The organism is Cryobacterium frigoriphilum, from assembly GCF_004403305.1.
Lineage (GTDB): Bacteria > Actinomycetota > Actinomycetes > Actinomycetales > Microbacteriaceae > Cryobacterium > Cryobacterium frigoriphilum.
Genome location: NZ_SOHE01000016.1, coordinates 138,872 through 162,160, shown reverse-complemented (window position 1 = coordinate 162,160; position 23,289 = coordinate 138,872). Strand labels below are relative to the sequence as shown.

The 23,289-nt window shown below is 67.4% G+C and carries 21 protein-coding genes, 1 tRNA gene and 1 pseudogene; 8 read left to right on the top strand and 15 right to left on the bottom strand.

Features of this window, described 5'->3' with window-relative positions; all coding sequences use genetic code 11:
- Positions 1-4: 4 nt before the first annotated feature.
- Complete coding sequence (locus E3T55_RS03660) at positions 5-676, top strand: ABC transporter ATP-binding protein (RefSeq protein WP_134518202.1); 672 nt, start codon at positions 5-7, stop codon at positions 674-676.
- A gap of 6 nt (positions 677-682) precedes the next feature.
- Here the strand turns inward: E3T55_RS03660 and E3T55_RS03655 are convergent, their stop codons facing one another.
- Complete coding sequence (locus E3T55_RS03655; protein WP_134518201.1) at positions 683-1,744, bottom strand: hypothetical protein; 1,062 nt, start codon at positions 1,742-1,744, stop codon at positions 683-685.
- 211 nt (positions 1,745-1,955) lie between these two features.
- Between E3T55_RS03655 and E3T55_RS03650 the strand changes: the two genes are divergently transcribed.
- The 3 genes from E3T55_RS03650 to E3T55_RS20680 are packed head-to-tail and all read left to right on the top strand — an operon-like array spanning position 1,956 to position 4,014.
- On the top strand, positions 1,956-2,690 hold the full coding sequence (locus E3T55_RS03650) for a YqaJ viral recombinase family protein (RefSeq protein WP_420897964.1): 735 nt from the start codon (positions 1,956-1,958) through the stop codon (positions 2,688-2,690).
- Positions 2,691-2,727: 37 nt separating this feature from the next.
- Positions 2,728-3,711, top strand: a complete 984-nt coding sequence (locus E3T55_RS03645) for an NADP-dependent oxidoreductase (RefSeq protein WP_241992837.1) — start codon at positions 2,728-2,730, stop codon at positions 3,709-3,711.
- A gap of 27 nt (positions 3,712-3,738) precedes the next feature.
- Positions 3,739-4,014, top strand: a complete 276-nt coding sequence (locus tag E3T55_RS20680) for a hypothetical protein (RefSeq protein ID WP_241992836.1) — start codon at positions 3,739-3,741, stop codon at positions 4,012-4,014.
- Here the strand turns inward: E3T55_RS20680 and E3T55_RS03640 are convergent.
- The 5 genes and pseudogenes from E3T55_RS03640 to E3T55_RS03620 all read right to left on the bottom strand — a co-directional run.
- A pseudogene (locus E3T55_RS03640) lies at positions 3,925-4,323 on the bottom strand (signal peptidase I); the annotation flags it as partial. The gene E3T55_RS20680 and the pseudogene E3T55_RS03640 overlap by 90 nt on opposite strands.
- Complete coding sequence (locus E3T55_RS03635; protein ID WP_134518200.1) at positions 4,295-5,095, bottom strand: hypothetical protein; 801 nt, start codon at positions 5,093-5,095, stop codon at positions 4,295-4,297. The gene E3T55_RS03635 and the pseudogene E3T55_RS03640, both read right to left, overlap by 29 nt.
- 2 nt (positions 5,096-5,097) lie before the next feature.
- Positions 5,098-6,366: an RICIN domain-containing protein gene (locus E3T55_RS03630; RefSeq protein WP_134518199.1), complete on the bottom strand. Its 1,269-nt coding sequence runs from the start codon at positions 6,364-6,366 to the stop codon at positions 5,098-5,100.
- 2 nt (positions 6,367-6,368) lie between these two features.
- Positions 6,369-6,959 carry a hypothetical protein gene (locus E3T55_RS03625; protein ID WP_134518198.1) on the bottom strand — a complete coding sequence of 197 codons (591 nt, stop codon included), beginning with the start codon at positions 6,957-6,959 and terminating at the stop codon, positions 6,369-6,371.
- Positions 6,960-7,090: 131 nt separating this feature from the next.
- Positions 7,091-7,660, bottom strand: a complete 570-nt coding sequence (locus tag E3T55_RS03620) for an alternate-type signal peptide domain-containing protein (RefSeq protein WP_134518197.1) — start codon at positions 7,658-7,660, stop codon at positions 7,091-7,093.
- Between the two features lie 368 nt (positions 7,661-8,028).
- On the opposite strand from E3T55_RS03620, the gene E3T55_RS03615 reads away from it, so the two are divergent.
- The gene (locus E3T55_RS03615; RefSeq protein WP_134518196.1) at positions 8,029-9,411 is read left to right on the top strand and encodes a cryptochrome/photolyase family protein; all 1,383 of its coding nucleotides are present in this window, start codon (positions 8,029-8,031) and stop codon (positions 9,409-9,411) included.
- Positions 9,412-9,498: 87 nt separating this feature from the next.
- Here E3T55_RS03615 and aceB read toward each other — a convergent pair whose 3' ends face one another.
- Positions 9,499-11,193, bottom strand: coding sequence for a malate synthase A (gene aceB, locus E3T55_RS03610; RefSeq protein ID WP_134518195.1), 1,695 nt, complete (start codon positions 11,191-11,193; stop codon positions 9,499-9,501).
- A 200-nt stretch (positions 11,194-11,393) separates the two neighbouring features.
- Between aceB and E3T55_RS03605 the strand changes: the two genes are divergently transcribed.
- Positions 11,394-12,875: a helix-turn-helix transcriptional regulator gene (locus tag E3T55_RS03605; RefSeq protein ID WP_241992855.1), complete on the top strand. Its 1,482-nt coding sequence runs from the start codon at positions 11,394-11,396 to the stop codon at positions 12,873-12,875.
- A 790-nt stretch (positions 12,876-13,665) separates the two neighbouring features.
- On the opposite strand, the gene E3T55_RS03600 is transcribed toward E3T55_RS03605, so the two are convergent.
- The 3 genes from E3T55_RS03600 to E3T55_RS03590 are packed head-to-tail and all read right to left on the bottom strand — an operon-like array spanning position 13,666 to position 17,155.
- A complete protein-coding gene (locus E3T55_RS03600; protein ID WP_134518193.1) occupies positions 13,666-14,511 on the bottom strand; it encodes a transglutaminase family protein in 846 nt (281 codons plus the stop codon).
- Entirely contained in the window at positions 14,508-15,437 is a 930-nt protein-coding gene (locus E3T55_RS03595) for an alpha-E domain-containing protein (protein ID WP_134518192.1), read from the bottom strand. The genes E3T55_RS03600 and E3T55_RS03595 overlap by 4 nt, the downstream gene beginning before the upstream one ends.
- Positions 15,431-17,155 carry a circularly permuted type 2 ATP-grasp protein gene (locus E3T55_RS03590; protein ID WP_134518191.1) on the bottom strand — a complete coding sequence of 575 codons (1,725 nt, stop codon included), beginning with the start codon at positions 17,153-17,155 and terminating at the stop codon, positions 15,431-15,433. The genes E3T55_RS03595 and E3T55_RS03590 overlap by 7 nt, the downstream gene beginning before the upstream one ends.
- Before the next feature lie 146 nt (positions 17,156-17,301).
- On the opposite strand from E3T55_RS03590, the gene E3T55_RS03585 reads away from it, so the two are divergent.
- On the top strand, positions 17,302-18,735 hold the full coding sequence (locus E3T55_RS03585) for an aminobutyraldehyde dehydrogenase (protein ID WP_134518190.1): 1,434 nt from the start codon (positions 17,302-17,304) through the stop codon (positions 18,733-18,735).
- A gap of 210 nt (positions 18,736-18,945) precedes the next feature.
- Here E3T55_RS03585 and rplA read toward each other — a convergent pair whose 3' ends face one another.
- The 5 genes from rplA to E3T55_RS03560 form a co-directional block, all read right to left on the bottom strand.
- Positions 18,946-19,635 (bottom strand): 50S ribosomal protein L1, encoded by a 690-nt coding sequence (gene rplA, locus E3T55_RS03580; RefSeq protein ID WP_134518189.1) that lies wholly within the window; start codon positions 19,633-19,635, stop codon positions 18,946-18,948.
- 100 nt (positions 19,636-19,735) lie between these two features.
- A complete protein-coding gene (gene rplK / locus E3T55_RS03575; RefSeq protein ID WP_134518188.1) occupies positions 19,736-20,167 on the bottom strand; it encodes a 50S ribosomal protein L11 in 432 nt (143 codons plus the stop codon).
- Between the two features lie 126 nt (positions 20,168-20,293).
- The gene (gene nusG, locus E3T55_RS03570; protein WP_134518187.1) at positions 20,294-21,250 is read right to left on the bottom strand and encodes a transcription termination/antitermination protein NusG; all 957 of its coding nucleotides are present in this window, start codon (positions 21,248-21,250) and stop codon (positions 20,294-20,296) included.
- Positions 21,251-21,351: 101 nt separating this feature from the next.
- Positions 21,352-21,624: a preprotein translocase subunit SecE gene (gene secE / locus E3T55_RS03565; RefSeq protein ID WP_134518186.1), complete on the bottom strand. Its 273-nt coding sequence runs from the start codon at positions 21,622-21,624 to the stop codon at positions 21,352-21,354.
- 42 nt (positions 21,625-21,666) lie between these two features.
- Positions 21,667-21,739: transfer RNA gene (locus E3T55_RS03560), tRNA-Trp, on the bottom strand.
- A gap of 217 nt (positions 21,740-21,956) precedes the next feature.
- On the opposite strand from E3T55_RS03560, the gene E3T55_RS03555 reads away from it, so the two are divergent.
- Positions 21,957-23,165 carry a pyridoxal phosphate-dependent aminotransferase gene (locus tag E3T55_RS03555; RefSeq protein ID WP_134518185.1) on the top strand — a complete coding sequence of 403 codons (1,209 nt, stop codon included), beginning with the start codon at positions 21,957-21,959 and terminating at the stop codon, positions 23,163-23,165.
- Positions 23,166-23,289: the final 124 nt, after the last annotated feature.

The following is a 23,289-nucleotide window of genomic DNA, read 5'->3' as shown; positions in this document are numbered from 1 at the left end:
CATCATGTACGAACTGACCAGTGTCACCAAGACCTACTCGCAGGGCAAGCGCACCGTCACCGCGCTCAAGAACGTGAGCGTCTCGATTCCCGACGGCCAGATGGTCGCCATCCAGGGGCCGACCGGCGGCGGCAAGTCCACCCTGCTGCAGATGCTCGGCGCCCTCGACCGCCCCACCGACGGCACCGTCGAGCTCGGCACCGCGAACCTGTCGAAGCTCGGCGACGGCAAGCTCGGCAAGATTCGCGCGACCGAGATCGGCTTCGTGTTTCAGGGCTTCAACCTGATCCCGACCCTCACGGCGCAGGAGAACGTGGAGACCGCCCTCGCACCGCTCGGCATCTCGGCGAGCGAGCGCAAGTCCCGGGCCGCCGAGGCGCTCGCCGCGGTGGGCCTCGGCGAGCGTCTCACCCACCTGCCGGCCGAACTCAGCGGCGGTCAGCAGCAGCGAGTTGCGATCGCTCGCGCCCTCGTGAAGGAACCCACCGTGCTGCTGGCCGACGAACCCACCGGAAACCTCGACGAGGACACCCGCGACGACATTATGGAGCTGCTCGAGGGGCTGTGGCGCGACCGCGGCCTGACCCTGATCGTGGTCACCCACGACACGGCCGTCGCCGCCCGCGCCCAGCGCCGTCTGCACATCAAGCAGGGCGTGCTGAAAGAGGTCGCCTAGCCTCGGCTACACGCCGGCGAGCGCCGCGGCGAGCTCGGCCGGGGTCTCGTAGGCGGTTCCGGTCGCGCCGAACACGCGCTCGCAGCCGTCGAGCTCGACGGTGATCGGCGCGATGGTTTCGGCGGATCCGAGCTGCCCGAACCTGGTCGCCAGCGTGTCGCAGTCGACGGCGGGCACCCCGGCACCGGATGCCGCGCCCTCGATCAGGGCGATCGTCGCGGCCGGCAGCGGGGCCGCCCCCACGAAGCTGCCGCTGACGATGAATACGGCGGAGTCCTGCAGCTGTTGCTGCATCTCGGCGTCGGCGCCCGGGATGGGCTCGAGTTCGCCGGCGCCAGGGTCGACCGTATAGAGGCACAACTCTCCGGCGGCCGGGGCCGCTGAGGCGGTCGGGGCGCTGCCGGGTGTCGCGTCGTTCGCGTCGACCAGCGGCGGGTATTCGATATTCTGCAGGCCGCCGAACAGCGGGATCGAGGCCTGCATGGTACAGCCGGCATCAAGGGCTTCCCGGGTCGTGATGAGGGCGAGCGGCAGCTTCTGGGTCGCGGTCACCGTAAACGAGTCGACGACCTCGTGGGTGGCGGGCTTGGTCTTATTGCAGGAGGTCATCGGCCAGGCGACGCGCATGGCGTCGCCGGCCGCATTCTCGAGCCACAAGACCGGCACGAATTCCATGTCGGCGGTGCAAGCCTGGTTGAAACCGGGTTCGTCGTCGGGTTCGGCGAGCGCCGTGAGCAGCCGCGCAAAGTCTCCCGTCAGCGTCTCGACGGTGACCGCCGACCAGAGCCCCTGTTCGTCTTCAACGGTGTCCATGAAGGTGCAGCGGATGAGTGTGACCGGCTCGAAGCCGGCCGGCACGTCACCGGCGGCCGGAGCGTCGGGGTGCAGCGGGACATCCGTCGCCAGCCCCGGCGCCGACGGGTACACGAGCACGGACTCGCTCAGGTTCGGCGCCTGACAGTCGACTCCGTTGACCAGCGCGGCGGGCGGCACCTCGCCCGGGGCGGCCGGGCCGCCGCATCCGCTCAGCAGCAGAACGGCGGCGAGCGCACCGCCAGACAACGCCAATCGAGCAGACAGCACTAATCGAATCCGAGCGAGTCGAATCGGAGCGAGTCGAATCGAACGAGACATGGCGGACCCCCATTTGCTTGCGTCCTTTCACGGTAGCGGGGCGAGGTTACGCTGAGGCAACGATTGTCCGTGCTCGTCGCCAACGGGTCCAGGCGCGCCGGGCCGGGTGGCGCGCGAGCCTCGGCATCGGGGGGAGAATAGCGGAGTGCCTCATACTCTGCTCGCCCTCTTCGACCTGGAGGGCTCCGCACCGGCACCCGCGGCGCCGCCGCCATTCATAGCCCCGCACACGCTGCGCATCGTCGCCGATTCCACCGATCGGGCGGCCTGGATGCGGGCCCGTAATCAGGGCATCACGGCCACGGATGTCGCGAAGCTCGCGACTCCCAAGTCCGTGCAGAACGCGGCATTCGACAAGATGAACCGCTCGAACTTCGGCGGCAACACCTTCACCGACCATGGCCGGGCACGTGAGCCCGTGATCGCGGACTGGGTTCTGCAGAACTACGGGATCGAGCCGAGCACCAACCTGTTCCACGCCGCCGACGCGCCGCGCCACTTGGCGACCCCCGACGGCGTGGGCCCGGGAACCGCGGGAACCCTCGAGCTCTGCGAGATCAAGACCACGAGCAAGGCCTGGCGCAGCATTCCGCGCAACTACCTGCGTCAGGTCTGGTGGCAGCAGTATGTGCTCGGCGCCGATCGCACCCTGCTGGTGTGGGAACAGCACGAGAACTTCGTTCCCGTGAACGACGTGCCCGAATTTCGCTGGATCGAGCGCGACGAAGACCAGATCGCGATTCTCGTCGGGTTCGCCAACGACCTGATCGAGATCCTGAACCGTCAGGCGACCGAACGTGCCGCGCGCCTCGCGGCACCCCACCGGGCGCCGGAGGGTGACCGCCACGGCGGCCCCGACGACCCGTACCACGACCGCTAGCCGTTACCTCGATGGCGCATGCGCCAGACTGGGGGTCATGTTGACTTTCAGAGAGATGCCCACGACCATGCGTGCCCTCGTGATCGACCAGATCGGCGATGCCGGCGAGCTGCACCTGGCCTCCGTGCCCACCCCCTCGGCCATCTTTGATGAACTCACCGTGCGCGTCATGGCCGCGAGCGTCAACCCCATCGACGCGAAGATGCGCGCCGGCAAGGGTGCGGCGTCAGAAATCGCCGCCTTCCCGGCCACTCTCGGCTACGACTTCAGCGGTGTCGTCGTGACTTCTCCCTACCCCGCGTTTCACCTGCAGCCCGGCGACGCCGTCTACGGCATGACCCGGTTTCCGCGCACGGCCGGAAGCTTCGCCGAGTACGTCGCCGTCACGGCCCTCAGCGTGGCCCGCAAACCGGCCCGGCTGAGTCACGTTGAGGCCGCGGCCGTGCCGCTCGCCGCGCTCACGGCGTGGGGAATGGTCGTCGAAACCGCTCAGGCTGCCGACGGGCAGCGGATGCTGATCCACGCCGGCAGCGGCGGCGTCGGCCATTTCGCGGTGCAGTTCGCCCACGCCCACGGCGCTCACGTCACGGCGACCGGGTCGACCCGCAACCTGGACTTTCTGCGCGAACTCGGTGCGGACGAGGTCTTCGACTACACCGAGGGCCGGTTCGAGGAACAGCTCGGCGGCTTCGACAGCGTGATCGACCTCATCGGCAACGTGCACGACAACACCGGCACGCGTTCCCTGGCCGTCTTGAAGCCCGACGGGCTGCTCGTGAACGCGCCGACCGGCAGCTGGCCCACCATGCTGGATGACGCCGCGGCGGCCGGAGTGCGGGCGACGGGCTTCCGGGTGTCCTCCGACCGGCACACCCTCGAGAAGATCTCCGAGCTGCTCGATGCGGGGCTTGTTCGGGTGCACGTCGACCGGGTTTTCGACCTCGCCGAGGGTGCGGCCGCGCACCGGCAGATCGAGCAGGGACATACCCGCGGCAAGATCGTGCTGCGGGTCGGCGAGTAGCCGCCGTCCCTCACAAACCTCAACGCGGTGTCCGGCGCGATGAGCGGGGCGTCGCCGACGGCGTCGGGTGCGCACTCCGGCCGCGATGCCGCGCCCAATCGACCAACCGGCGTAGAGAAACAGCAGCCCGGCGCCGAGCGGCATGAGCCAGGCCTGGTTGGCGCCGTTGACCGCGTTGTTGACGTATCCCACGAAGGGCACCGAGTACCAGAGACGGCCCTGGATCTGCTCGGCCAGCACCACCTCGACGTCGGGATCGCTGTTGTTGTCGCCCTGAAAGACGAAGCTGCGGTCGCCGCCTGAGCTTGACACGATCTGCGTGATGCGGTGCGTGATCACGTCGGGTTCGCCGGAGTGAATCTGGTAGGTCGCCACCTCACCGATTCGCAGCGTATCGGGGTCGACCGGCGCGACGACGATGAGGGTTCCCGGCGGAAGGCCCGGTTCCATCGAGCTGGTCAGCACGGTGAGCGGGATGCCGCCGGCGACCTTCGGCACCACGATGAGCAGCACGGCGAGGGCGAGCACGAGCAGCAGCGCGGCGGCGCTCAGCGCCACTCCGAGGTAGTGGCCCAGGCCGCGGCTAGGCCTGGTCGATCGGGTGCTCGTCATGATTCCTCCCCTCGACCAGTCTGGCGCAACGGATGCCCCGGGTTGCCGCCCCGGTCACGGCGAGTCCCGCACCCACGAGAGCCAGGGCCAGAGCCACGAGCGGCCCGGTTTCCGTGCCGGTCTGCGACAGGCTTCTCGGGTGTGCCATCAGGGCCGGGCCGCGTGGTGCCGGCGATGTCAGCACCGGCACCAGCACGCCCTCGTCGTCACACGCGGGTTGCGGGGGCATTCCGGTGTGCTGCTGCATGGTCACGAGAAAGTTCAGGCTTGCGAATCCGTTCTGCCCGACGAGCCCGGTCGCGTCGGCCATGGTGAACGTCACCACGAGCCGCACCACCTCACCGGCCGCCAGGCTGACGGCCGGCATCGCCGCGCGGCATCCGTCGACGGCCGCCAGCGTCGTGGCCGCAGCGGTCTCGGTGCGGGAATTCCAGGTCGACAGTGTGACGACCTGGGCGAACGCGGCGTCGGAGAAGACCACGTCACGGGTACTGATGCGAAGCGACGCCGGCCGAGCCGTGGGGTTCTTCACCCAGAGCGTCGCCGACACCGAACCACGGGGAATGAGCAGGCCGAGATCGTCGAACAGGCCGCCCTCGAACAGGTCGGCGGGGGCTTCGGAGAAGGTCACACCGTCGGTGCTCAGGGTCAGGTCGATCGGGGCCGCCGCGGCGGGCGCGGCCGCGGCGGCGAGCGCGAGCAGGGTGGCCAGGGCGAGGGCCAGAATGGCGCGGGCAACCGGGCCGACGGGGTGATGACGAATGGCGACCATGATCAGCCCACCCTCGTGAGCACGAACTTCTGGGCGGCGCTGCTGCTGCAGGTCTGCAGCTTCAGCTGGGTGCCGGTGGTCGCCGCGGGAGCGTAGAGGCAGGCTCCGTCTGACCCGTTGCTGAAGCTGTAGCGGCCGTCGCCCGCCGTGCTGCCGGCCCACTGTTGATCCACGTCGCTCGAGTTGTACGTCTTGGTGCGGGCGACCGCGCCGTTACGGTCCCAGACCAGTGACGGCGCGATCTGGGAGTAAATCGAGTAACGGTTGCTGTAGCGCGAGGTGTCGTACTGCCAGCGCTGGCCGGCGGCCGCCGGGTCGCAGACCTGCAGGGTGAGGGCGTCGCCGCTGGCGCTGCCGCCGGCGACGCACAGGGTGCCGTTCTTCACCTGGTACCACTGACTCGGCGACGGCATCCCGTCGGTGGTGGTGACGGCGGCCGACGACCGCAGGGACTCGTTGGGTACGAGATCGGATGCCGAGATCGTGTAGCTGTAGGTCGTGCCGACGCTGAGTCCGGTGTCGGTGAATGTGGTCGCGGTCGTCTGGCCGACGAAGACGGTACCTCGATAGATCTTGTAGGTGAGGGTGCCGGATTCGGGGGCGTTCCACTGCATGGTGACCGAGGCATCCGTCACCGAGACGATGCAGGGCCGGCCCGGTGTCGGCGGTGCCGTGGTGTCCGGCAGGGCCTGCCGGGCCGTCACGGTCGGCACCGCGATCGTCCAGGCCGAGGTACCGACCGCCGCGCTGAGCTTCAGCTGGCCGGTCAGGCTCTGCCCCGCATAGGCGGCAACGCCGGCGCTGGGCAGCGTGGTGCTCACACAGTACGAGGCGGATTCCCCGGCGTCCAGCGTGTCGATGAGCTGTGTGCCCGTGGTCCAGGTGCCGGTTGTCGCGCCGGCAGGAATGCTCACGCCCGCAACGCAGGTGCTCGCGGCGGCCAGCCAGGTGCGCACGGTAACGGCCGAGGCGAAGCTCGACGCCGAGGCGACGCCGAGCACGGCCGTGTAGGTCGCCGGTACGTTTCCGTTGGTGATGGTGATCGGCTTCACCCTCGACAGCACGTTCGCCGAATAGTCGATGGCGAGCTGGTCGAAGCCCGACTGGGACACGCCCACCATTCCCGAGACGACGGATGCCGTGGTGCTGCCCGAGGTCGACCAGGTCGCCTGAGCGGCACCCGCGCCGGCGAGAGCGATGACCACGGCGGCCGCGCAGATCGGCAGCGCGTGCATCGTGCGGGGGCGGAGGCGGAGGCAGGGTGGGAACATGATCAGTTCTGGATTCCGGTGATGACGAGTGCGAACTGTGAGGCGGAGTGCCCCTGGCTGTTCAGCGGGGCGCTCGCGGCCAGGGTGACCGCAACACACAGGATGGCCGCTGCGCCGGTGGCCAGGGTCGGTGAGATGCCGCCCCTGGCGGCGGTGGCAAAGGTCTGTGTCCAGGCCGGGGTCACGGTCGCGGAACACGTCGGCGCTGAGCCGACGACGCCGATGACGGCGACGCCCACGCTGAGGGAAGCGGACAGCGGGGTGCTCGTGGTCGGCGGGGTGAGCGCACTGACCGAGAGGACGAGGGGAACGTTGCCGACATTGGTGACGGTGACGGGAGCGGCCACGGTGAGTCCGGGATACAGAGGCACGTTCGGCAGGGTGAGCGCCGAAACGGTCAGCGTCGCGGTACCGCTCGCGATCGTCGCGACCGGGGCCGAGACCTGTGAGTTCAGCCGGGCGTAGGTGCCTCCGGAGGAGACGACCACGACGCAGAGGGTGAGGGCGAGCAACGCCGCGCAGAGCAGCATCGATCGTGCCGAGAGGGCATAGCGAAAGCCACGGCGGGCGGGCGAGTGGCGTCCAGTAGTCATGGAAACCACCGCCCTTTCCGTCGTGGCGTGTCGTTGCGTGGTGCTTGTTCTAAGGGAAGAAGGCGTGCCTGCCCGGGGGAAGGCAGACACGCCGGTCGGTGGGAGCGGCCCGGCAATCGAGCGGGCGCTGACTACTTTTGGGTGAGGGTCAGGGCCATACCGGCGAGGCTGACCGAGCCGAGCATCGTGTCGTTCTCGAACCCGGCGGTGGTGCTCTTCGGGAACGTGATCGTGGCGGTGACGGTGACGGGCTGCGCGTTGATGCCGGCGGTTCCCGCGGTGATCGTTGTGACACCCGCTACCGTGTTGATACCGGAGCCCGTTGCGGTCAGCACCGCTCCCTCGATGAGGTAATCCGCGAGAGCAATGTCAGCGGGTGTGCTGCTGACGGTCGGGCTGATGGCGGCTTCGGCAAGTCCCAGGTCGGCAACCAGGTTGTCACCGGTGGCCGTGATGTCCATGGTCTTGGTGAAGACCATGACGTCGCCGGGTACGGCCCGGTAGCTGGCCAGTGATGTCACGGTGTTGTTGACGGTCCAGACTCCCGCAGCCGGGTTGTTCGCAACCTTCAGCTGCCCGGCGACGATGGTGCCGCCGGCGACCGTTGCCGACGAATTCCAGAGGGCGAAGGTGCCGGCTCCGCCGAGAAGGAGTGCAATGCCGGCTACTCCGGCAATGGCGCCTTTGAGAAGGGTGTTCATGAGAAATTCCTTTCGAGACACCGGGTCCGACGGGGTATCGAGCTCGTGCGGATTGAACTCCGACAGGCCTGATGGTCCTCGATTGTGTGCGATCCGTTGATTCGACTGTAGACGGGACAGACAGAGTTGTCTGTGCAGGTCGCGACCCCAGTAAAGGTCACACTCAGTACCCACGGTATGCAATACGCCCGTTCATTCATGGCTGAAATATGCATGATTAACCTGATCATTGATCGTTATCACCCAGAGCTCTATGAATGCCGGCTTCAGTGACGATGAAGGGACCTGCGCATAGACAGACGCGTCTAGTGTCGGTAGGGAAGTGTCAGACAGATGAGTCAGACTGGATATGACCCAGGAGGCCACGCTTGACCACACGCCCATCGATTGTCTGGTTTCGAGACGATCTGCGTCTTGCCGATCACCCGGCGCTCAACGCTGCCGCCGAACACGGCGCACCGATCATCGCCGTCTACGTGCTCGACGAGCAGTCCCCCGGTATCCGACCGCTCGGCGGGGCCGCACGCTGGTGGCTGCACGGCAGCCTGACCGCGCTCGCGGCATCGCTCGAGCGTCTCGGTGTGCCGCTCGTGCTGCGACGGGGAGCCGCCGGCACCGTCATCACCGAGCTGGCGGCATCCATCGACGCCGGCGCCGTGCTCTGGAACCGTCGCTACGGCGCCGCCGAACGCGCCGTCGACACCGCAGTCAAGACCGACCTGCGCGCCGCCGGGGTACTCGCCCACAGCTTCGCCGGGTCGCTGCTCTTCGAGCCGTGGACGATCATGACCGGAGCCGGCGGCTCCTATTCGGTGTTCACGCCATTCTGGCGGGCCTGCAACGCCGGGCCGCCGCCGCGGGAACCCTATCCGGCGCCCCTCGCGCTCACCGGCTGGTCGAGTGCTGTCGACTCGGAGCCGCTCACGTCTTGGGCGCTCGAACCGACCAAGCCAGACTGGGCGGGTGGCCTGCGCGCCGCATGGACTCCCGGTGAGACCGCCGCGCACGAGTTGCTCGACGCGTTTCTTCGCGACACCCTCCCCCGCTACGCGACCGAGCGCGACGCCCCCGCCGAAGAGGCCACCTCGAGGCTCTCGCCGCACCTGCGCTGGGGCGAGATCAGCCCGTATCAGGTCTGGCATGCCACCCAGAAGGTGCAGCGCACGGCCACGGGCGGTGCCGCGGCGAGCGGCATCCGTTTTCTCACCGAACTCGGCTGGCGCGAATTCGCCTGGCACGTGTTGTTCCATACCCCCGACCTCGCGACCGTCAACCTGCGGCGCGACTACGACGCCTTCCCGTGGCCGCCGCTCGATGACCGGGTGCTCTCGGCCTGGCAGCAGGGCCGCACCGGCTTCGCACTCGTCGACGCCGGCATGCGCGAGCTCTGGCGCACCGGAAGCATGCACAACCGCGTACGTATGGTCACGGCTTCATTCCTGATCAAGAATCTCTTGATCGATTGGCGCCAGGGCGAGCAGTGGTTCTGGGACACACTGGTCGATGCAGACTCGGCGAGCAACCCCTTCGGATGGCAGTGGGTCGCCGGATCCGGTGCCGATGCGGCCCCCTATTTTCGGGTCTTCAACCCCGAACTGCAGGCCAAAAAGTTCGATCCGAATCAGGAATATATCCGTCAGAACATCACGGAGTGGGGAACGGATGCCTACCCGGCCCCGATCGTCGACCTCGGCGAGACCCGTCGAGCGGCCCTCGCCGCCTACGCTGCGATCAAACGCCCCACCCCCTGACCCGCGCCAAACCGCGAAAGCGGGTGAATCGTCGGTTGGATTGTGTCCGACCGACGAGTCACCCGCTTTCGCGGAGAAGCTGGTGCTCTAGAAGAAGCGGGCGTACGCGCCGACCGTGAGGAACGTCGGGAATTCCGGCGAGAGCGCCGCGTCGCGCAGCACCTCGAGGGCGTCGTCGAAACGATCCGTGGGGGTGCGGTCAAGACCGGACACCACCTCGGCCAGCACCTGTTCCACCCACGGCAGGTCGATCCGGCGGCCCTCGGCGGTGACCGAGTTCTCGTGGATCCACTGCCACAGCTGCGAGCGGGAGATCTCGGCCGTGGCCGCGTCCTCCATCAGGTTGTCGATCGCCGCGGCACCGGTGCCACGCAACCAGGACTCGATGTAGCGCAGCGCGATGAGCACGTTGCCGCGCACGCCGGCCTCGGTGATCTGGCCGCCGACGGTCGAGATGTCGAGCAGCTGCGCGGCGGTCACGCTGACCTCGGGCCGCAGTCGCTCGAGCTGGTTGGCGCGATCACCGAGCACGGCGTCGAACTCGGCCTGAGCGGTCTCGATCAGGTCGGGGTGCGCCACCCAGGTGCCGTCGAAGCCGTCGCCGGCTTCGCGCTTCTTGTCGGCCGACACCTGCGCGAGGGCGCGTTCGGTCACCTCCGGGTCGCGGCGGTTGGGAATGAAAGCACTCATCCCGCCGATCGCGTAGGCCCCGCGTCGGTGGCAGGTGGCCACCAGCAGCTCGGTGTACGCCCGCATGAACGGCACCGTCATGGTGATTTCCTTGCGGTCGGGAAACACGAAGCGGCGGCCGCGGGCACGGAAGGTCTTGATGATCGAGAAGATGTAGTCCCAGCGGCCGGCGTTCAGGCCGGCGCAGTGATCGCGCAGCTCGTAGAGAATCTCCTCCATCTCGAAGGCCGCGTGGATCGTCTCGATCAGCACGGTCGCGCGAATGGTGCCGTGATCGATGCCGAGGCGCTCCTCGGAGTACGAGAAGATGTCGTTCCAGAGGCGGGCTTCCTGGTGGCTTTCGAGCTTCGGCAGGTAGAAGTACGGGCCGTGACCGTTCTCGATCTGTCGCTTCGCGTTGTGGAAGAAGTACAGGCCGAAGTCGATGATGCTGCCCGATGCGGCCATGCGGTGGTTGGCGCGGTCGACGAAGGTCACGTTCTTTTCCACCAGGTGCCAGCCGCGAGGGCGCATCACGATGGTCGGGGCCCCGCCGTTCGCGTCGCCGGTCACGGTGTAGTGCTTGCCCTCGGGGCTCGTGAAGTCGAGCTGACCGCGCACGGCGTCGAAGAGCGAGATCTGGCCCTCGATGACGTTGGCCCAGGTCGGGCTCGTGGCGTCTTCCTGGTCGGCGAGCCACACCTTGGCGCCGGAGTTGAGCGCGTTGATGGCCATCTTGCGGTCGGTCGGGCCGGTGATTTCCACGCGACGGTCTTCGAGGCCGGGGCCGGCGCCGGCGACGGTCCAGTTCGGGTCAGAGCGGATGCCGGCGGTCTCGTCGAGGAATTTCGGGTCGCGGCCGTTGGCGGCGTTCACGCGGTTCTTCAGACGAGTGGCCAGCAGATCGTGGCGGGTGCCGGCGAAGCGTTCGTGCAGTTCGGCGAGAAACTCGAGGGCGTCAGGGGTGAGGATCTCGTCGTAGCGAGCACCGAGGGTACCGGTGACCTCGAGGTGCGGACGGATCGTGGCGAAGCTGCCGGTCGTGGTCTTCACCGTTTTCGAAGCGGGGGTCGAAGCGGGGCGGTCAATGGTCGCCGGGCTGGTGGGGGTCATGGTTTTCTCCTTGGAAAGTAGTAGTGAGGGCCCGGGGTGGTGGGTCGGAGTTGATTGCCTGTGTTCTAACAATGGCCGCCGCGCAACCGACACGCGGGCCAAATCGAGACAGAAACAATTCAATTCTTCTGATCGGCGAAACTTTTGCCACTTCGGCGTTTTCTCGTGCAACACTGAACCATGACGAAGATCGAATCGTGATCACCGCAGATCCCACCGCCCTGGCGGCCCTCTCCGTACCCGCCGACGAACCGGCGCTCGACGCGCTCACGCTGGGCCGGCGCATCCGCGAACTGCGCACCGAGCGCCGCATGACGCTCGACGCCCTCGCGACCGCGATCGATCGCGCCCCCTCGCAGGTGTCGATGATCGAGAACGGTAAGCGGGAGCCGCGCCTGTCGATGCTGCGCACGATCGCCATCGCCCTCGGCACGACGCTCGACGAGCTATTGACCACGGAGGTTTCTTCTCCGCGCGCGGCACTCGAGATCGCGGTGGAACGCGCGGTGCGCGGGCCGGTCTTCGAGGCGCTCGGCCTGCCGCGCATCCGGGTCAGCAAGGGGCAGAGCGACGATACCCTGCAGACGATCCTGAGTCTGCACAACGAGATCGACCGGCTGCACCGGGAGCGCGTGGCGACCCCGGAAGAGGCACGCCGCGCCAACGCGCAGCTGCGCGGAATCATGCGGGAACAGGACAATTACTTTCCGGAGCTCGAAGCGCAGGCCCTCGAGCTGCTCGCAGCGGTCGGCCATTCGGGCGGGCCGGTCTCGCAGCAGGACATCGCCGACATGGCCGACCATCTCGGCTATTCACTGCACTACGTGAACGATCTGCCGCACTCAACGCGCACGGTGACCGACAAGCGCAACGGACGCATCTACCTGCCGACCGAGCGTTCCTCGTCGCGGGACTCCCGCTCCCCCATCGTGCAGGCCTTCGCGAGCCACCTCTGCGCGCACAAAGAGCCCGAAAATTACGCGGAATTTCTGCGGCAGCGGGTGGAGACCAATTACCTGACCGCGGCCATTCTGCTGCCCGAACGCGACGCGGTGCGCATGTTGACCGAGGCCAAGACCCTGCGGCGCATCTCGATGGAGGACCTGCGGGATGCCTTCGCCGTCTCCTATGAGACGGCCGCGCACCGCTTCACCAACCTCGCAACCGCGCGGCTCGACATTCCGGTGCACTTCATGAAGGTGCACGAGTCGGGCACGATCATCAAGGCCTACGAGAACGACTCGGTGCGGTTTCCGAGCGACGCCCTCGGCGCGGTCGAAGGCACCACGGTGTGCCGCAGCTGGACCGCGCGCACGGTGTTCGACGTGCCCGACCGGTTCAGCGCCTGGTACCAGTACACCGACACGCCGACCGGTACCTTCTGGTGCACCGCCCGGGTCGAAAAGGCCAAGGAGGGCGAATACTCGGTGAGCGTGGGCGTGCCGTTCGACCACGTCAAGTGGTTCCGTGGCCGGGAGACCCCGCACCGCGAGGTGTCGAAGTGCCCCGACGAGTCCTGCTGCCGCCGCGCCCCCGGCGACCTCGCCGACCGCTGGGCCGGCCAGTCCTGGCCGGCGGCCCGCACCCCGACGAGCCTGCTCGCCGCGCTGCCCACCGGCACGTTTCCGGGCGTCGACCAGACCGAGGTCTACCAGTTTCTCGAGGCCCACGCCCCGCACTGAGTGCCGCCCCACCCACCGTTGCCGCCCCGCTGGTCGAGCCGCGAGGCACGAGCGGTCGAAACCCCGCGAGCCGACCTAGAGTCCGAGGGTCGGCTCGCCAGGTTTCGACCAGCGCGCTACGCGCGCAGGCTCAACCAGCAGGAGACCACCGCTGGTTGAGCCGCGAGGCACGAGCGGTCGAAACCCCGCGAGCCGACCTACAGTCCGAGGGTCGGCTCGCCAGGTTTCGACCAGCGCGCTACGCGCGCAGGCTCAACCAGCGAGAGACCACCGCCGGTTGAGCCGCGAGGCACGAGCGGTCGAATCCCCCCGAGCCGGCCCAGAGTCCGAGGGTCGGCTCGCCAGGTTTCGACCAGCGCGCTATGCGCGCAGGCTCAACCAGCGAGAGACCACCGCCGGTTGAGCCGCGAGGCACGAGCGGTCGAAACCCCGCAAGACGACCTACAGTCCGAGGGCCAGCTCGCCAGGTTTCGACCAGCGCGCTATGCGCGCAGGCTCAACCAGCAGGAGACCACCGCCGGTTGAGCCGCGAGGCACGAGCGGTCGATACCCCCCGAGCCGACCTACAGTCCGAGGGTCGGCTCGCCAGGTTTCGACCAGCGCGCTATGCGCGCAGGCTCAACCAGCAGGAGACCACCGCTGGTTGAGCCGCGAGGCACGAACGGTCGAAACCCCGCAAGCCGACCCACAGTCCGAGGGTCGGCTCGCCAGGTTTCGACCAGCGCGCTACGCGCGCAGGCTCAACCAGCGGGACCAGCGGGACCAGCGGGACCAGCGGGTGCCGTGAACGCTAGCCCTCGCGGGTGATCTCGACCGTCACGAAGAGCTGAGACCCCGAGGACCCGGCGTACACGCCGCGCAGCGGAGCCACGTCGTTGTAGTCCCGGCCGCGGCCCACCCCCACGTGCCGGTCGCCGATGTCGATCAGGTTGGTGGGGTCGAAGCCCCGCCACTCACCGCAGTACCACTCGACCCAGGCGTGTGACTCCCCCGTTACCGTCTCGCCGATCTCCGCCTCGGGCCGCGGGTGCAGGTAGCCCGAGACATAGCGGGCCGGAATGCCGACCGAGCGCAGCGCGCCGAGAGCAATGTGGGTGATGTCCTGGCACACTCCGCGCTTGTCGGTCCAAGCTTCCTTCGCGGTCGAGTGCACGCCGGTGACGCCCTGCACGTACTGCATGCGGTCGCCGATCACGGAGCAGATGTCGAGCGCCGCGTCGGTGGGACTCGAGTGCCGACGCGCGATCTCGGCGGCGAGCTGCGCGACATCCGTCGTCGGATCGGTCAACTTGGTCTGCCAGGTGTGCTCGACCGAACTCGTCGACCGCGCGGTCATGGCCGCGAGGGCGTCCCACGGCACGTCCTCCGTGTGGTGTGCCCGCGGCCGCACCTCAACGAGGCTGTTGGCGCTCAGGGTGAGCTCTTCGTGCGGCACCAGCACCTCGAACGACGACACCCGGGTGCCCCAGTAATCGAGGTAGGTGTGATTGCTCGACACCGGGGAGATCTCGAGGTGCGAGTGCAGCACGAACTGATCGGCCGAGCTGACCGGCAGCATCCGCGCCTCGTTATACGACGCGGCGACCTCGCCCTGGTAGCGATAGCCGGTGGTGTGGCGCACGCGCAGCCGGTTCACGACGCTTCTCCCGTCCAGGTGGGGGTGGCGTGGGTCGGAAAGTACCGCTCCGCGATGGCCTCCGAGGCCGTGCTGATGGCCTTCTGCACGACCTCCATCTGGTCCGGCAGCTCGACGAGCACGTCGGCGACCGGCCGATACTCGAGCTGGCTGCGGATGCGGCCCAGAATGCGCTGGGCCCGGTCGCTGACCCCGATGCGGTCGGTGCGCGGTTCCATCTCGCGCAGGCACTGCTCGGCGCGGGACACGGAGTACAGGATCGAACGCGGAAACAGCCGGTCGAGCAGCAGGTATTCGGCCGCGTTGTGCGCCGACGGCACCCCGCGGTAGGTGCGCAGGTACGACTCGTAGGCGCCGCAGGAACGCAGAATGGTCGTCCACGACGGCCCGCTGTCTTGCGTGAGCGAGCGGGTCGACAGCAGTCGGGCGGTCATATCGGCCTGCTCCAGGCTGCGGCCGAGGGTGAAAAAGTGCCAGGCTTCGTCGCGGCTCGACCCGGATTCGACGATTCCCACCGCGAGGGCGGCGCGCTCGCGCACCCAGGCGAAATAGTCGTGGGTCTTCTCGATCGCGACCCGGCGCGGCATGCGCACCTTGGTCGTGTTGAGGCATTCCCACAGCTCGGTCGGCACGATCTCCCGCGCCCGACGGGCGTTCTCGCGCGCCGATTCGAGCGAAAAGGCGATGGATGCGGCGTTGTTGCGGTCGATCGCGAGGCTCGCCAGCACGTCTTGCCGCGTGAGGCCCTGCTGCCGCGGAACCTCCGAACCCATCAGCTGCAGCAGCGAGCGGCAGGCGAGGTTCTCTTCGATCCACGGGTCTTCGAGCAGCAGCTGCAGGTGCACGTCGAGGATGCGCGCGGTACCGTCGCTGCGCTCAATGTACCGCCCGATCCAGAACAAGCTTTCGGCGATGCGACTCAGCATGTGCTGACCTCCGGGGTGGGTTGCTGCCGCGACTGCTGCTGTTGCTCCTGCTGGTCGCGGTCTCGCGGACGGTCTTCCGGCGAGTGATCGACGGTTTGGCCGCTCGTGTGGCCAATGACGGGAATCGACTGGGTCGGCGTGCCGTGGGTGTTCGCGGCCTGCTCGGCCACGAGGCCGGCGATGTCGTGGGCACTGTCACTGTCACGGGCACTGTCCATGTCGGATCCGGTCACGAAGTCGCGTTCCAGGCCCAGCACCCAGGTGTCCTTCGAGCCGCCGCCCTGGCTGGAGTTCACGACGAGTTCCCCCTCGGGCAGCGCGACCCGGGTCAGGCCGCCGGGCAGCACCCAGACGTCGCTGCCGTCGTTGACCGCGAAGGGCCGCAGGTCGGCGTGGCGGGGCCGGAGGCCGTCGTCGACGAGCGTCGGGATGGTCGAGAGCTGCACGACGGGCTGGGCGATCCAGCCGCGCGGATCCGTGATGAGCTGCGCGCGCAGGGCGGCCAGCTCGGTCTTCGAGGCGGCCGGGCCGACGACCAGGCCCTTGCCGCCGGAACCGTCGACCGGTTTCACGACGAGTTCGTCGAGGCGGTCGAGCACCTCTTCGAGGGCGCCCGGGTCTTCGAGGCGCCAGGTGTCGACGTTGGGCAGAATCGCCTCCTGCCCCAGGTAGTACTTGATGAGGTCGGGCAGGTAGGTGTACACGAGCTTGTCGTCGGCGACGCCGTTGCCGACCGCGTTGGCGATCGTGACGTTGCCGAGCCGGGCGGCGAGCATGATTCCCGGTGAGCCAAGCTGCGAGTCGGCCCGAAACTGCAGCGGGTCGAGAAACTCGTCGTCGACCCGCCGGTAGATCACGTCGACCCGGGTCGGGCCGGCGGTCGTGCGCATCCAGACCTTGCCGCCCGAGCAGAACAGGTCGCGGCCCTCGACCAGTTCCACGCCCATCAGGCGGGCCAGCAGGGTGTGTTCGAAGTAGGCGGAGTTGTAGATGCCCGGGGTCAGCACCACGATGTTGGGGTCGTCACCGCCGGCCGGGGCGCACGCGCGCAGGGCCTGCAGCAGTTTGTTGGGATAGTCGCCGACCGGGCGGATGCGCATCGACGAGAACAGTTCGGGCAGTGTCTGCGCCATCACCCGCCGGTTGGAGATGACGTAGCTGACGCCGCTCGGCACCCGCACGTTGTCTTCGAGTACTCGCCAGGCCCCCTTTTCGTCGCGAATCAGGTCGATGCCCGAGACCTGGATGCGCACGTTGTTCGCCGAGACGATGCCGGCTGCCTGCCGATGGAAATGCTTCGAGGAGCTGATCAGCGCCGCCGGGATCACTCCGTCGCGCACCGCGGCCTGCGGCCCGTAGATGTCGTCGAGAAAGGCCTCGAGCGCGAGGACGCGCTGTTTGATGCCGGCCTCGACCCCGATCCATTCCTGTTGTTCGATGACGCGCGGCACGGCATCGAGCGGAAACGGCCGCTCTTCGCCGGCGAAGTCGAACGTGACGCCCTGGGCTAGGTAAGAATCCGCCAGGGCATCCGCTCGCCCGCGTAAATCTTCCTGGGTCATGCGCGCCAGGGCGCCGAAGACGTCCTTATAGGCGGCGCGGGTCTCCAGCGGCGTCAGCGAGGTCGGGTCGGGGAACATTTCGTCCCACGCCGTGGGCGCGCCGCGCCGGGAACGTTCTCGTGCAGTGGCGCCGTAACCGGCGAACAGGTCAACCATGATGCGAGCGTACTGCCGCCCTGTTGCGGGATTGTTTCGGGAACGTGCCGGGCGCTCCCCCCGTCCGAGGCCCCTTCTGCGCGAGCGATCTGGGGTATCGTCGGCCTACAGTCTTCAGCGGTCAACGATGCCTCGAAAGGTCAGTTATGCAAATCCGTGAACTCCAGAATTTCGTGAACGGCGACTACGTTGCGTCGAGCGCGACCGAGCAACTCGACATCATCAACCCGGCGACCGAAGAGGTTTACGCCCACAGCCCGATTTCGAGCGAAGCGGATGTCGCTGACGCGTACTCGGCGGCGGCCACCGCCTTCGAGACCTGGGGCGACACCACCCCGGGCCAGCGCCAGCACGCGCTGCTGAAATTCGCCGACGCGCTCGAAGGCCGCTCGGAGGAACTCGCCGATGTGGAGAGCGAGAACACCGGCAAGCCCCGCCCGAACCTCGTCGCCGAAGAGGTTGACATGATGGTCGACCAGCTGCGCTTCTTCGCCGGCGCCGCCCGCCTGCTCGAGGGCAAGTCCGGCGGCGAGTATATGAAGGACCACACCTCGTTCGTGCGGCGAGAGCCGATCGGCGTCGTCGGCCAGGTCACGCCGTGGAACTACCCGATGATGATGGCGATGTGGAAGATCGCTCCCGCCCTCGCCGCCGGCAATACCGTCGTGCTGAAGCCGTCGGACTCCACCCCGGTCTCCACCCTGCTGATGGCCGAGATCGCCGCCGAGTTTCTGCCCGCCGGTACGTTCAATGTCGTGACCGGCGACCGCAGTACCGGCCGCGCGCTGGTCACCAACCCGGTGCCGCAGTTGGTCTCGATCACCGGATCGGTGCGGGCCGGCATGGAGGTCGCCGGCGCGGCGGCCCTCGACGTGAAGCGCGTACACCTGGAACTCGGCGGTAAGGCCCCGGTGATCGTCTTCAACGACGCCGACATCGAGCTGGCCGTCGCCGGCATCAGCGCCGCCGCCTTCTACAACGGCGGCCAGGACTGCACCGCCGCCACCCGGCTGCTCGTTCAGGAGGGCATCCACGACGAGTTCGTCGCCGCCCTCGCCGAGTACTCCCGCGACAACGCCCGCACCGGCGCACCGCTCGAGGAGGACATTCTGTACGGCGCGTTGTCGAGCGCCGACCAGCTCGCCCGGGTCGAGGCCGTTGTTGCGGGCCTGCCCGACCATGCCACGCTCGCGCTCGGCGGTCACCGCCAGGGCACGCGCGGCTACTTTCACGAGGCGACCATCGTCGCCAACCTGCGGCAAGCGGATGCGGCGGTGCAGAACGAGATCTTCGGCCCCGTCATCACGGCGCAGAAGTTCACCGACGAGGCGCAGGCACTGACCTGGGCGAACGATGTGCAGTACGGGCTGGCGTCATCCGTCTGGACGAGCAACCACGGCACCGCGATGCGCATGGCGAAGAACCTCGACTTCGGCTGCGTCTGGATCAACACACACATTCCGCTCGTGGCCGAGATGCCGCACGGCGGCTTCAAGCACTCCGGCTACGGCAAGGACCTCTCGATGTACGGCCTCGAGGACTACACCCGGCTCAAGCACGTCATGAGCTACATCGGCTGACCCCAGGCTCTGAGGATCGGCCCGCCGGGTTTCGACACGCTCGCCCCTCGCTGGTTGAGCCTGCGCGCGCAGCGCGCTGGTCGAAACCCCGCACGCCGATCCTCGAGGTCGGCTCACCCGGTTTCGACACGCTCGCCCCTCGCTGCTCAACCAGCGGGACACAAAAAAGCAGGGCCCGTCCGAAGACGGGCCCTGCTTTCGAAGTATTACTTAGATGCTGTTGACGTCGAGCTGGATGCCCGGGCCGAAGGTCGTCGAGACGACGCCCTTGGTGATGTAACGGCCCTTGGAAGAGCTCGGCTTCAGGCGAACGACCTCTTCGAGGGCGGCGGAGATGTTCTCGTTGAGCTGCTCAACGGAGAACGACGCCTTGCCAACGACGAAGTGCACGTTGGAGTGCTTGTCAACGCGGAATTCGATCTTTCCGCCCTTGATGTCGGACACGGCCTTGGCGACGTCGGGCGTCACGGTGCCGGTCTTCGGGTTCGGCATGAGGCCACGCGGGCCGAGGACCTTTCCGAGACGACCGACCTTACCCATGAGCTCGGGGGTCGACACGGCGGAGTCGAAGGAGGTGTAACCGGCGGCTACCTTCTCGATGAGCTCGTCGCCACCAACCTCGTCGGCGCCGGCTGCGATTGCTGCTTCGGCGGCGGGGCCGGTTGCGAAGACGATGACGCGGGCGGTGCGGCCGGTGCCGTGGGGCAAAATGACGGTTCCGCGAACCATCTGGTCTGCCTTGCGGGGGTCGACGCCGAGGCGCAGGGCGACCTCAACGGTCGAGTTGAACTTGGCGGAGCCGGTTTCCTTGGCGAGCGCGACGGCTGCTGCGGGGGTGTAGAACGTGTCTTCGCCGATTTTCTCGGCAGAGGCGCGGTAGGCCTTTGACTTTGTTGCCATGGTGAATCTCCTGTACTGGGGAATGTGGTTTTCGTGAACCTGGCAGGCTCTTCCACGAACTGCTAACGAGTGACTTGTTGTCACCCGGGGGATGTCGAGATTAAGCCTCGACCGTAACGCCCATGGAGCGGGCGGTTCCTGCGATGATCTTCGCGGCGGCGTCGATGTCGTTGGCGTTGAGGTCAACCATCTTCATCTCGGCGATTTCGCGAACCTGGGCCTGCGTGAGCTTGGCAACCTTGACGGTGTGCGGGGTTCCGCTGCCCTTGGCGACTCCGGCGGCCTTCTTGATGAGCTCCGCGGCGGGCGGGGTCTTCAGGATGAAGGTGAAGGAGCGGTCGTCGTAGACGGTGATCTCGACGGGGATGACGTTGCCGCGCTGGGCTTCGGTCGCTGCGTTGTACGCCTTGCAGAACTCCATGATGTTCACACCGTGCTGGCCGAGGGCCGGGCCGATGGGGGGTGCGGGGTTCGCGGCGCCGGCCTTGATCTGAAGCTTGATCAGACCGGTAACCTTCTTCTTCGGTGCCATTGTTCTTCCTTACGTTGTGATGTTCGAGCAGACGAACTGCTCTCCCGGTGGCCCGGATGGGCCCCGGTGGTGTGTAAACCGTGAGCCGACGGATGCCCCGGCGCGGGGCATCCGTCGGCTACCCGGCTAAAGCTTGGTGACCTGGTCGAAGCTGAGCTCGACCGGGGTTTCGCGCTCGAAGAGCGAGACGAGCACGATGAGCTTGCCGCTCTCGGGCTTGATCTCGTTGATCGTGCCGGGCAGACCCGCGAACGAGCCCTCCTTGATCGTGATGGTCTCGCCGATCTCGTAGTCGATCTCCGCGGCGATGACGCGCTGGGCGCTCTTGCCGGGGGTGCCGGACTTGCTTACCGGAGCTTCGGCGATCTCGACGAGGCCCTTGAGCATGCCGAAGGACTCTTCGAAGCGCAGCGGGGTCGGGTTGTGGGCGTTGCCCACGAAGCCCGTGACACCGGGGGTGTGACGAACAACCGACCAGCTGTCCTCGTTGAGGTCCATGCGCACGAGCACGTATCCGGGGATGCGCACGCGGGTGACCATCTTGCGCTGGCCGTTCTTGATCTCGACGACGTCTTCCATCGGGACCTCGCACTGGTAGATGAAATCTTCCATGCCGAGTGACTGCTTGCGGTTCTCGATGTTCGACTTCACACGACGCTCGAAGCCGGCGTAGGAGTGGATGACGAACCACTTGCCGGGCATCATGCGCAGTTCGGCGCGGAACGCAGCGTACGGGTCGACCTCGGCCGGCTCGGCGTCGGCGGCGTCTGCTTCGACGGTCTCTTCTTCATCGGTAACGGCTTCGACGGAGGCGTCGGCCTCGTCGGCGGAATCGATGTCGAGTGCGTCGTCGACGATCGCGTCGGCTTCGGGATCGGTGGACTCGGCGAGCGCGTCAAGTGCGGCGTCGAGGTTGACCTCTACCCCGGCGGACTCGTCGATGACGTGAACGGCGGCTTCTTCGGAGGCCTCTACGGAGTCTTCGGCGGCAGCGAGGGTGTTGCCCTCCTGCGCTTCGTCCTCTTCGGAGGACTGCTCGGCAGCGGTCGCCCAGTCGACATCGTCGTGCTTCGTCTCAGTCACTAAAATTCAATCCTTCTCTATTGTTCGTCAATCGATTGTTCGTCTATCGTTCGGGGCGGAGCGGCTGCGGCCACGGCGGTTAGGCCCGGGCCAGGGCAGTGTTAGCTCGGCGTTCCGAACACATACGTCACGACGAGGGCGAACACCCAGTCGAATCCGGACACGATGGCCATCATGATGACCACGAAGACCAGCACGACGCCGGTGTAGCTGAAAAGTTCTTTCCGGGTCGGGGTGACGACCTTCTTCAGTTCGGCAATGACCTGTTTGAAGAACAAGGACAGCCGGGCGAAGGGTCCACGTTTGGCGTCGCGGGCAATCTTCGCGTTCGCGACGACTTCCTCGCTGGGTTCGTCGACAACTTTTCGGGCCACCAGTCACACCTTTCCTGGGCCGACAGATTTACCACCGGCTTGCAGGGCGGACAGGACTCGAACCTGCAACCTGCGGTTTTGGAGACCGCTGCTCTACCAATTGAGCCACCACCCTATGGAGAGAAATCTGAGCCACCCGCCGCACCCGAGTGAAAAGGGCGCAAAAAAGTTTGGCAGACTTCAACTACCTTCAGCCAGTCTAGGTCACCCGGGGTGACCATGTAAAGCTGGAGGCAAGCTGGCGGCAAGCCGAGGGCCAGCCGGCGCAGCGACCGGGGCGGCCCGCGGTGCGGGCCGTAGGCATCCGCTGGCCCGCGCCGTATGCTCGTAGCGTGGCACACGAACTCAAGCGGATTTCTACCCGGATCGGCTCCATTGCGGAGTCGGCGACCCTCAAAGTCGACGGAAAGGCCAAGGCCCTGCAGGCGGCGGGGCGCCCCGTGATCAGCTTCGCGGCCGGCGAGCCCGACTTTCTGACCCCCCAGCACATCGTGGATGCCGCCGCCGCGGCCGTGCAGGACCCGAAGAACTACCGGTACACGCCGGCGGCCGGGCTGCCCGAAATGCGCGAGGCCGTGGTCGCCAAGACTCTGCGCGACAGCAAGCTCGCGGTCACCGCGAACCAGGTGGTCATCACCAACGGCGGCAAGCAGGCCGTCTATCAGGCCTTCCAGACCCTGCTCGACCCGGGTGACGAGGTCATCGTGCCCACGCCGTACTGGACCACCTACCCCGAGGCCATCACGCTCGCGGGCGGCGTGCCGGTGAACGTCTTCGCCGGCAGCGACCAGGGCTACCTCGTGACCGTCGAACAGCTCGAGGCAGCCCGCACCCCGCGCAGCAAGGTGCTGCTCTTCGTCAGCCCGTCGAACCCGACCGGCGCCGTGTATTCGCCGGAGCAGACCCGCGACATCGGACTCTGGGCCGAGGAGCACGGCCTGTGGGTCATCTCCGACGAGATCTACCAGAACCTCACTTATGCCCCGTCCACGGGTGCAACCTCGATCGTCGAGGCCGTTCCGGCGCTGGCCGACCGCACCATTCTCGTGAACGGCGTCGCCAAGACCTACGCCATGACGGGCTGGCGCCTGGGCTGGATGGTCGGCCCGCTCGATGCGATGAAGGCCGCGTCGAACCTGCAGTCACACCTCACGTCCAACGTCTCCAACATCTCCCAGCGCGCCGGAATCGCCGCCCTGAACGGCCCGCAAGACGCCTCGATCGCGTTTCGGGAGGCCTTCGACCGACGCCGACACCTGATGGTCACCGAACTGAACAAGATCGACGGCATCACGACGCCCACCCCGCAGGGCGCGTTCTACGTCTACCCCGACGTGACCGGCCTGCTCGGCCGCACCTGGGGCGGCGTCACCCCGACGACCTCGCTCGAACTCGCCGACCTGATTCTCGACCAGGCCGAGGTCGCCGCGGTTCCCGGCGAGGCCTTCGGGCCGAGCGGGTTCCTGCGCCTGTCGTACGCCCTCGGCGACGCCTTGCTGCTCGAGGGCATCGGTCGCCTGCAGCGCCTCTTCGCCTCCTGACGCCCCTCCCCGCCCGCGCCGCCGTTTCCTTCCGCGAGAGCGGGTGAATCGTCGGTCTGAGCTGCTGATACCGACGATTCACCCGCTCTCGCGGCCGGTTCGGGCCGCTCGGGGCATCCATCGA

Bases quoted from the DNA above. Each gene is read 5' to 3' on its own strand.
- E3T55_RS03660 (WP_134518202.1), top strand. From the start codon at position 5: ATGTACGAACTGACCAGTGTCACCAAGACCTACTCGCAGGGCAAGCGC.
- E3T55_RS03645 (WP_241992837.1), top strand. From the start codon at position 2,728: ATGTTGACTTTCAGAGAGATGCCCACGACCATGCGTGCCCTCGTGATC.
- E3T55_RS03635 (WP_134518200.1), bottom strand. From the start codon at position 5,095: ATGGTCGCCATTCGTCATCACCCCGTCGGCCCGGTTGCCCGCGCCATT.
- E3T55_RS03630 (WP_134518199.1), bottom strand. From the start codon at position 6,366: ATGTTCCCACCCTGCCTCCGCCTCCGCCCCCGCACGATGCACGCGCTG.
- E3T55_RS03625 (WP_134518198.1), bottom strand. From the start codon at position 6,959: ATGACTACTGGACGCCACTCGCCCGCCCGCCGTGGCTTTCGCTATGCC.
- E3T55_RS03620 (WP_134518197.1), bottom strand. From the start codon at position 7,660: ATGAACACCCTTCTCAAAGGCGCCATTGCCGGAGTAGCCGGCATTGCA.
- aceB (WP_134518195.1), bottom strand. From the start codon at position 11,193: ATGACCCCCACCAGCCCGGCGACCATTGACCGCCCCGCTTCGACCCCC.
- E3T55_RS03595 (WP_134518192.1), bottom strand. From the start codon at position 15,437: ATGCTGAGTCGCATCGCCGAAAGCTTGTTCTGGATCGGGCGGTACATT.
- E3T55_RS03590 (WP_134518191.1), bottom strand. From the start codon at position 17,155: ATGGTTGACCTGTTCGCCGGTTACGGCGCCACTGCACGAGAACGTTCC.
- E3T55_RS03585 (WP_134518190.1), top strand. From the start codon at position 17,302: ATGCAAATCCGTGAACTCCAGAATTTCGTGAACGGCGACTACGTTGCG.
- rplA (WP_134518189.1), bottom strand. From the start codon at position 19,635: ATGGCAACAAAGTCAAAGGCCTACCGCGCCTCTGCCGAGAAAATCGGC.
- rplK (WP_134518188.1), bottom strand. From the start codon at position 20,167: ATGGCACCGAAGAAGAAGGTTACCGGTCTGATCAAGCTTCAGATCAAG.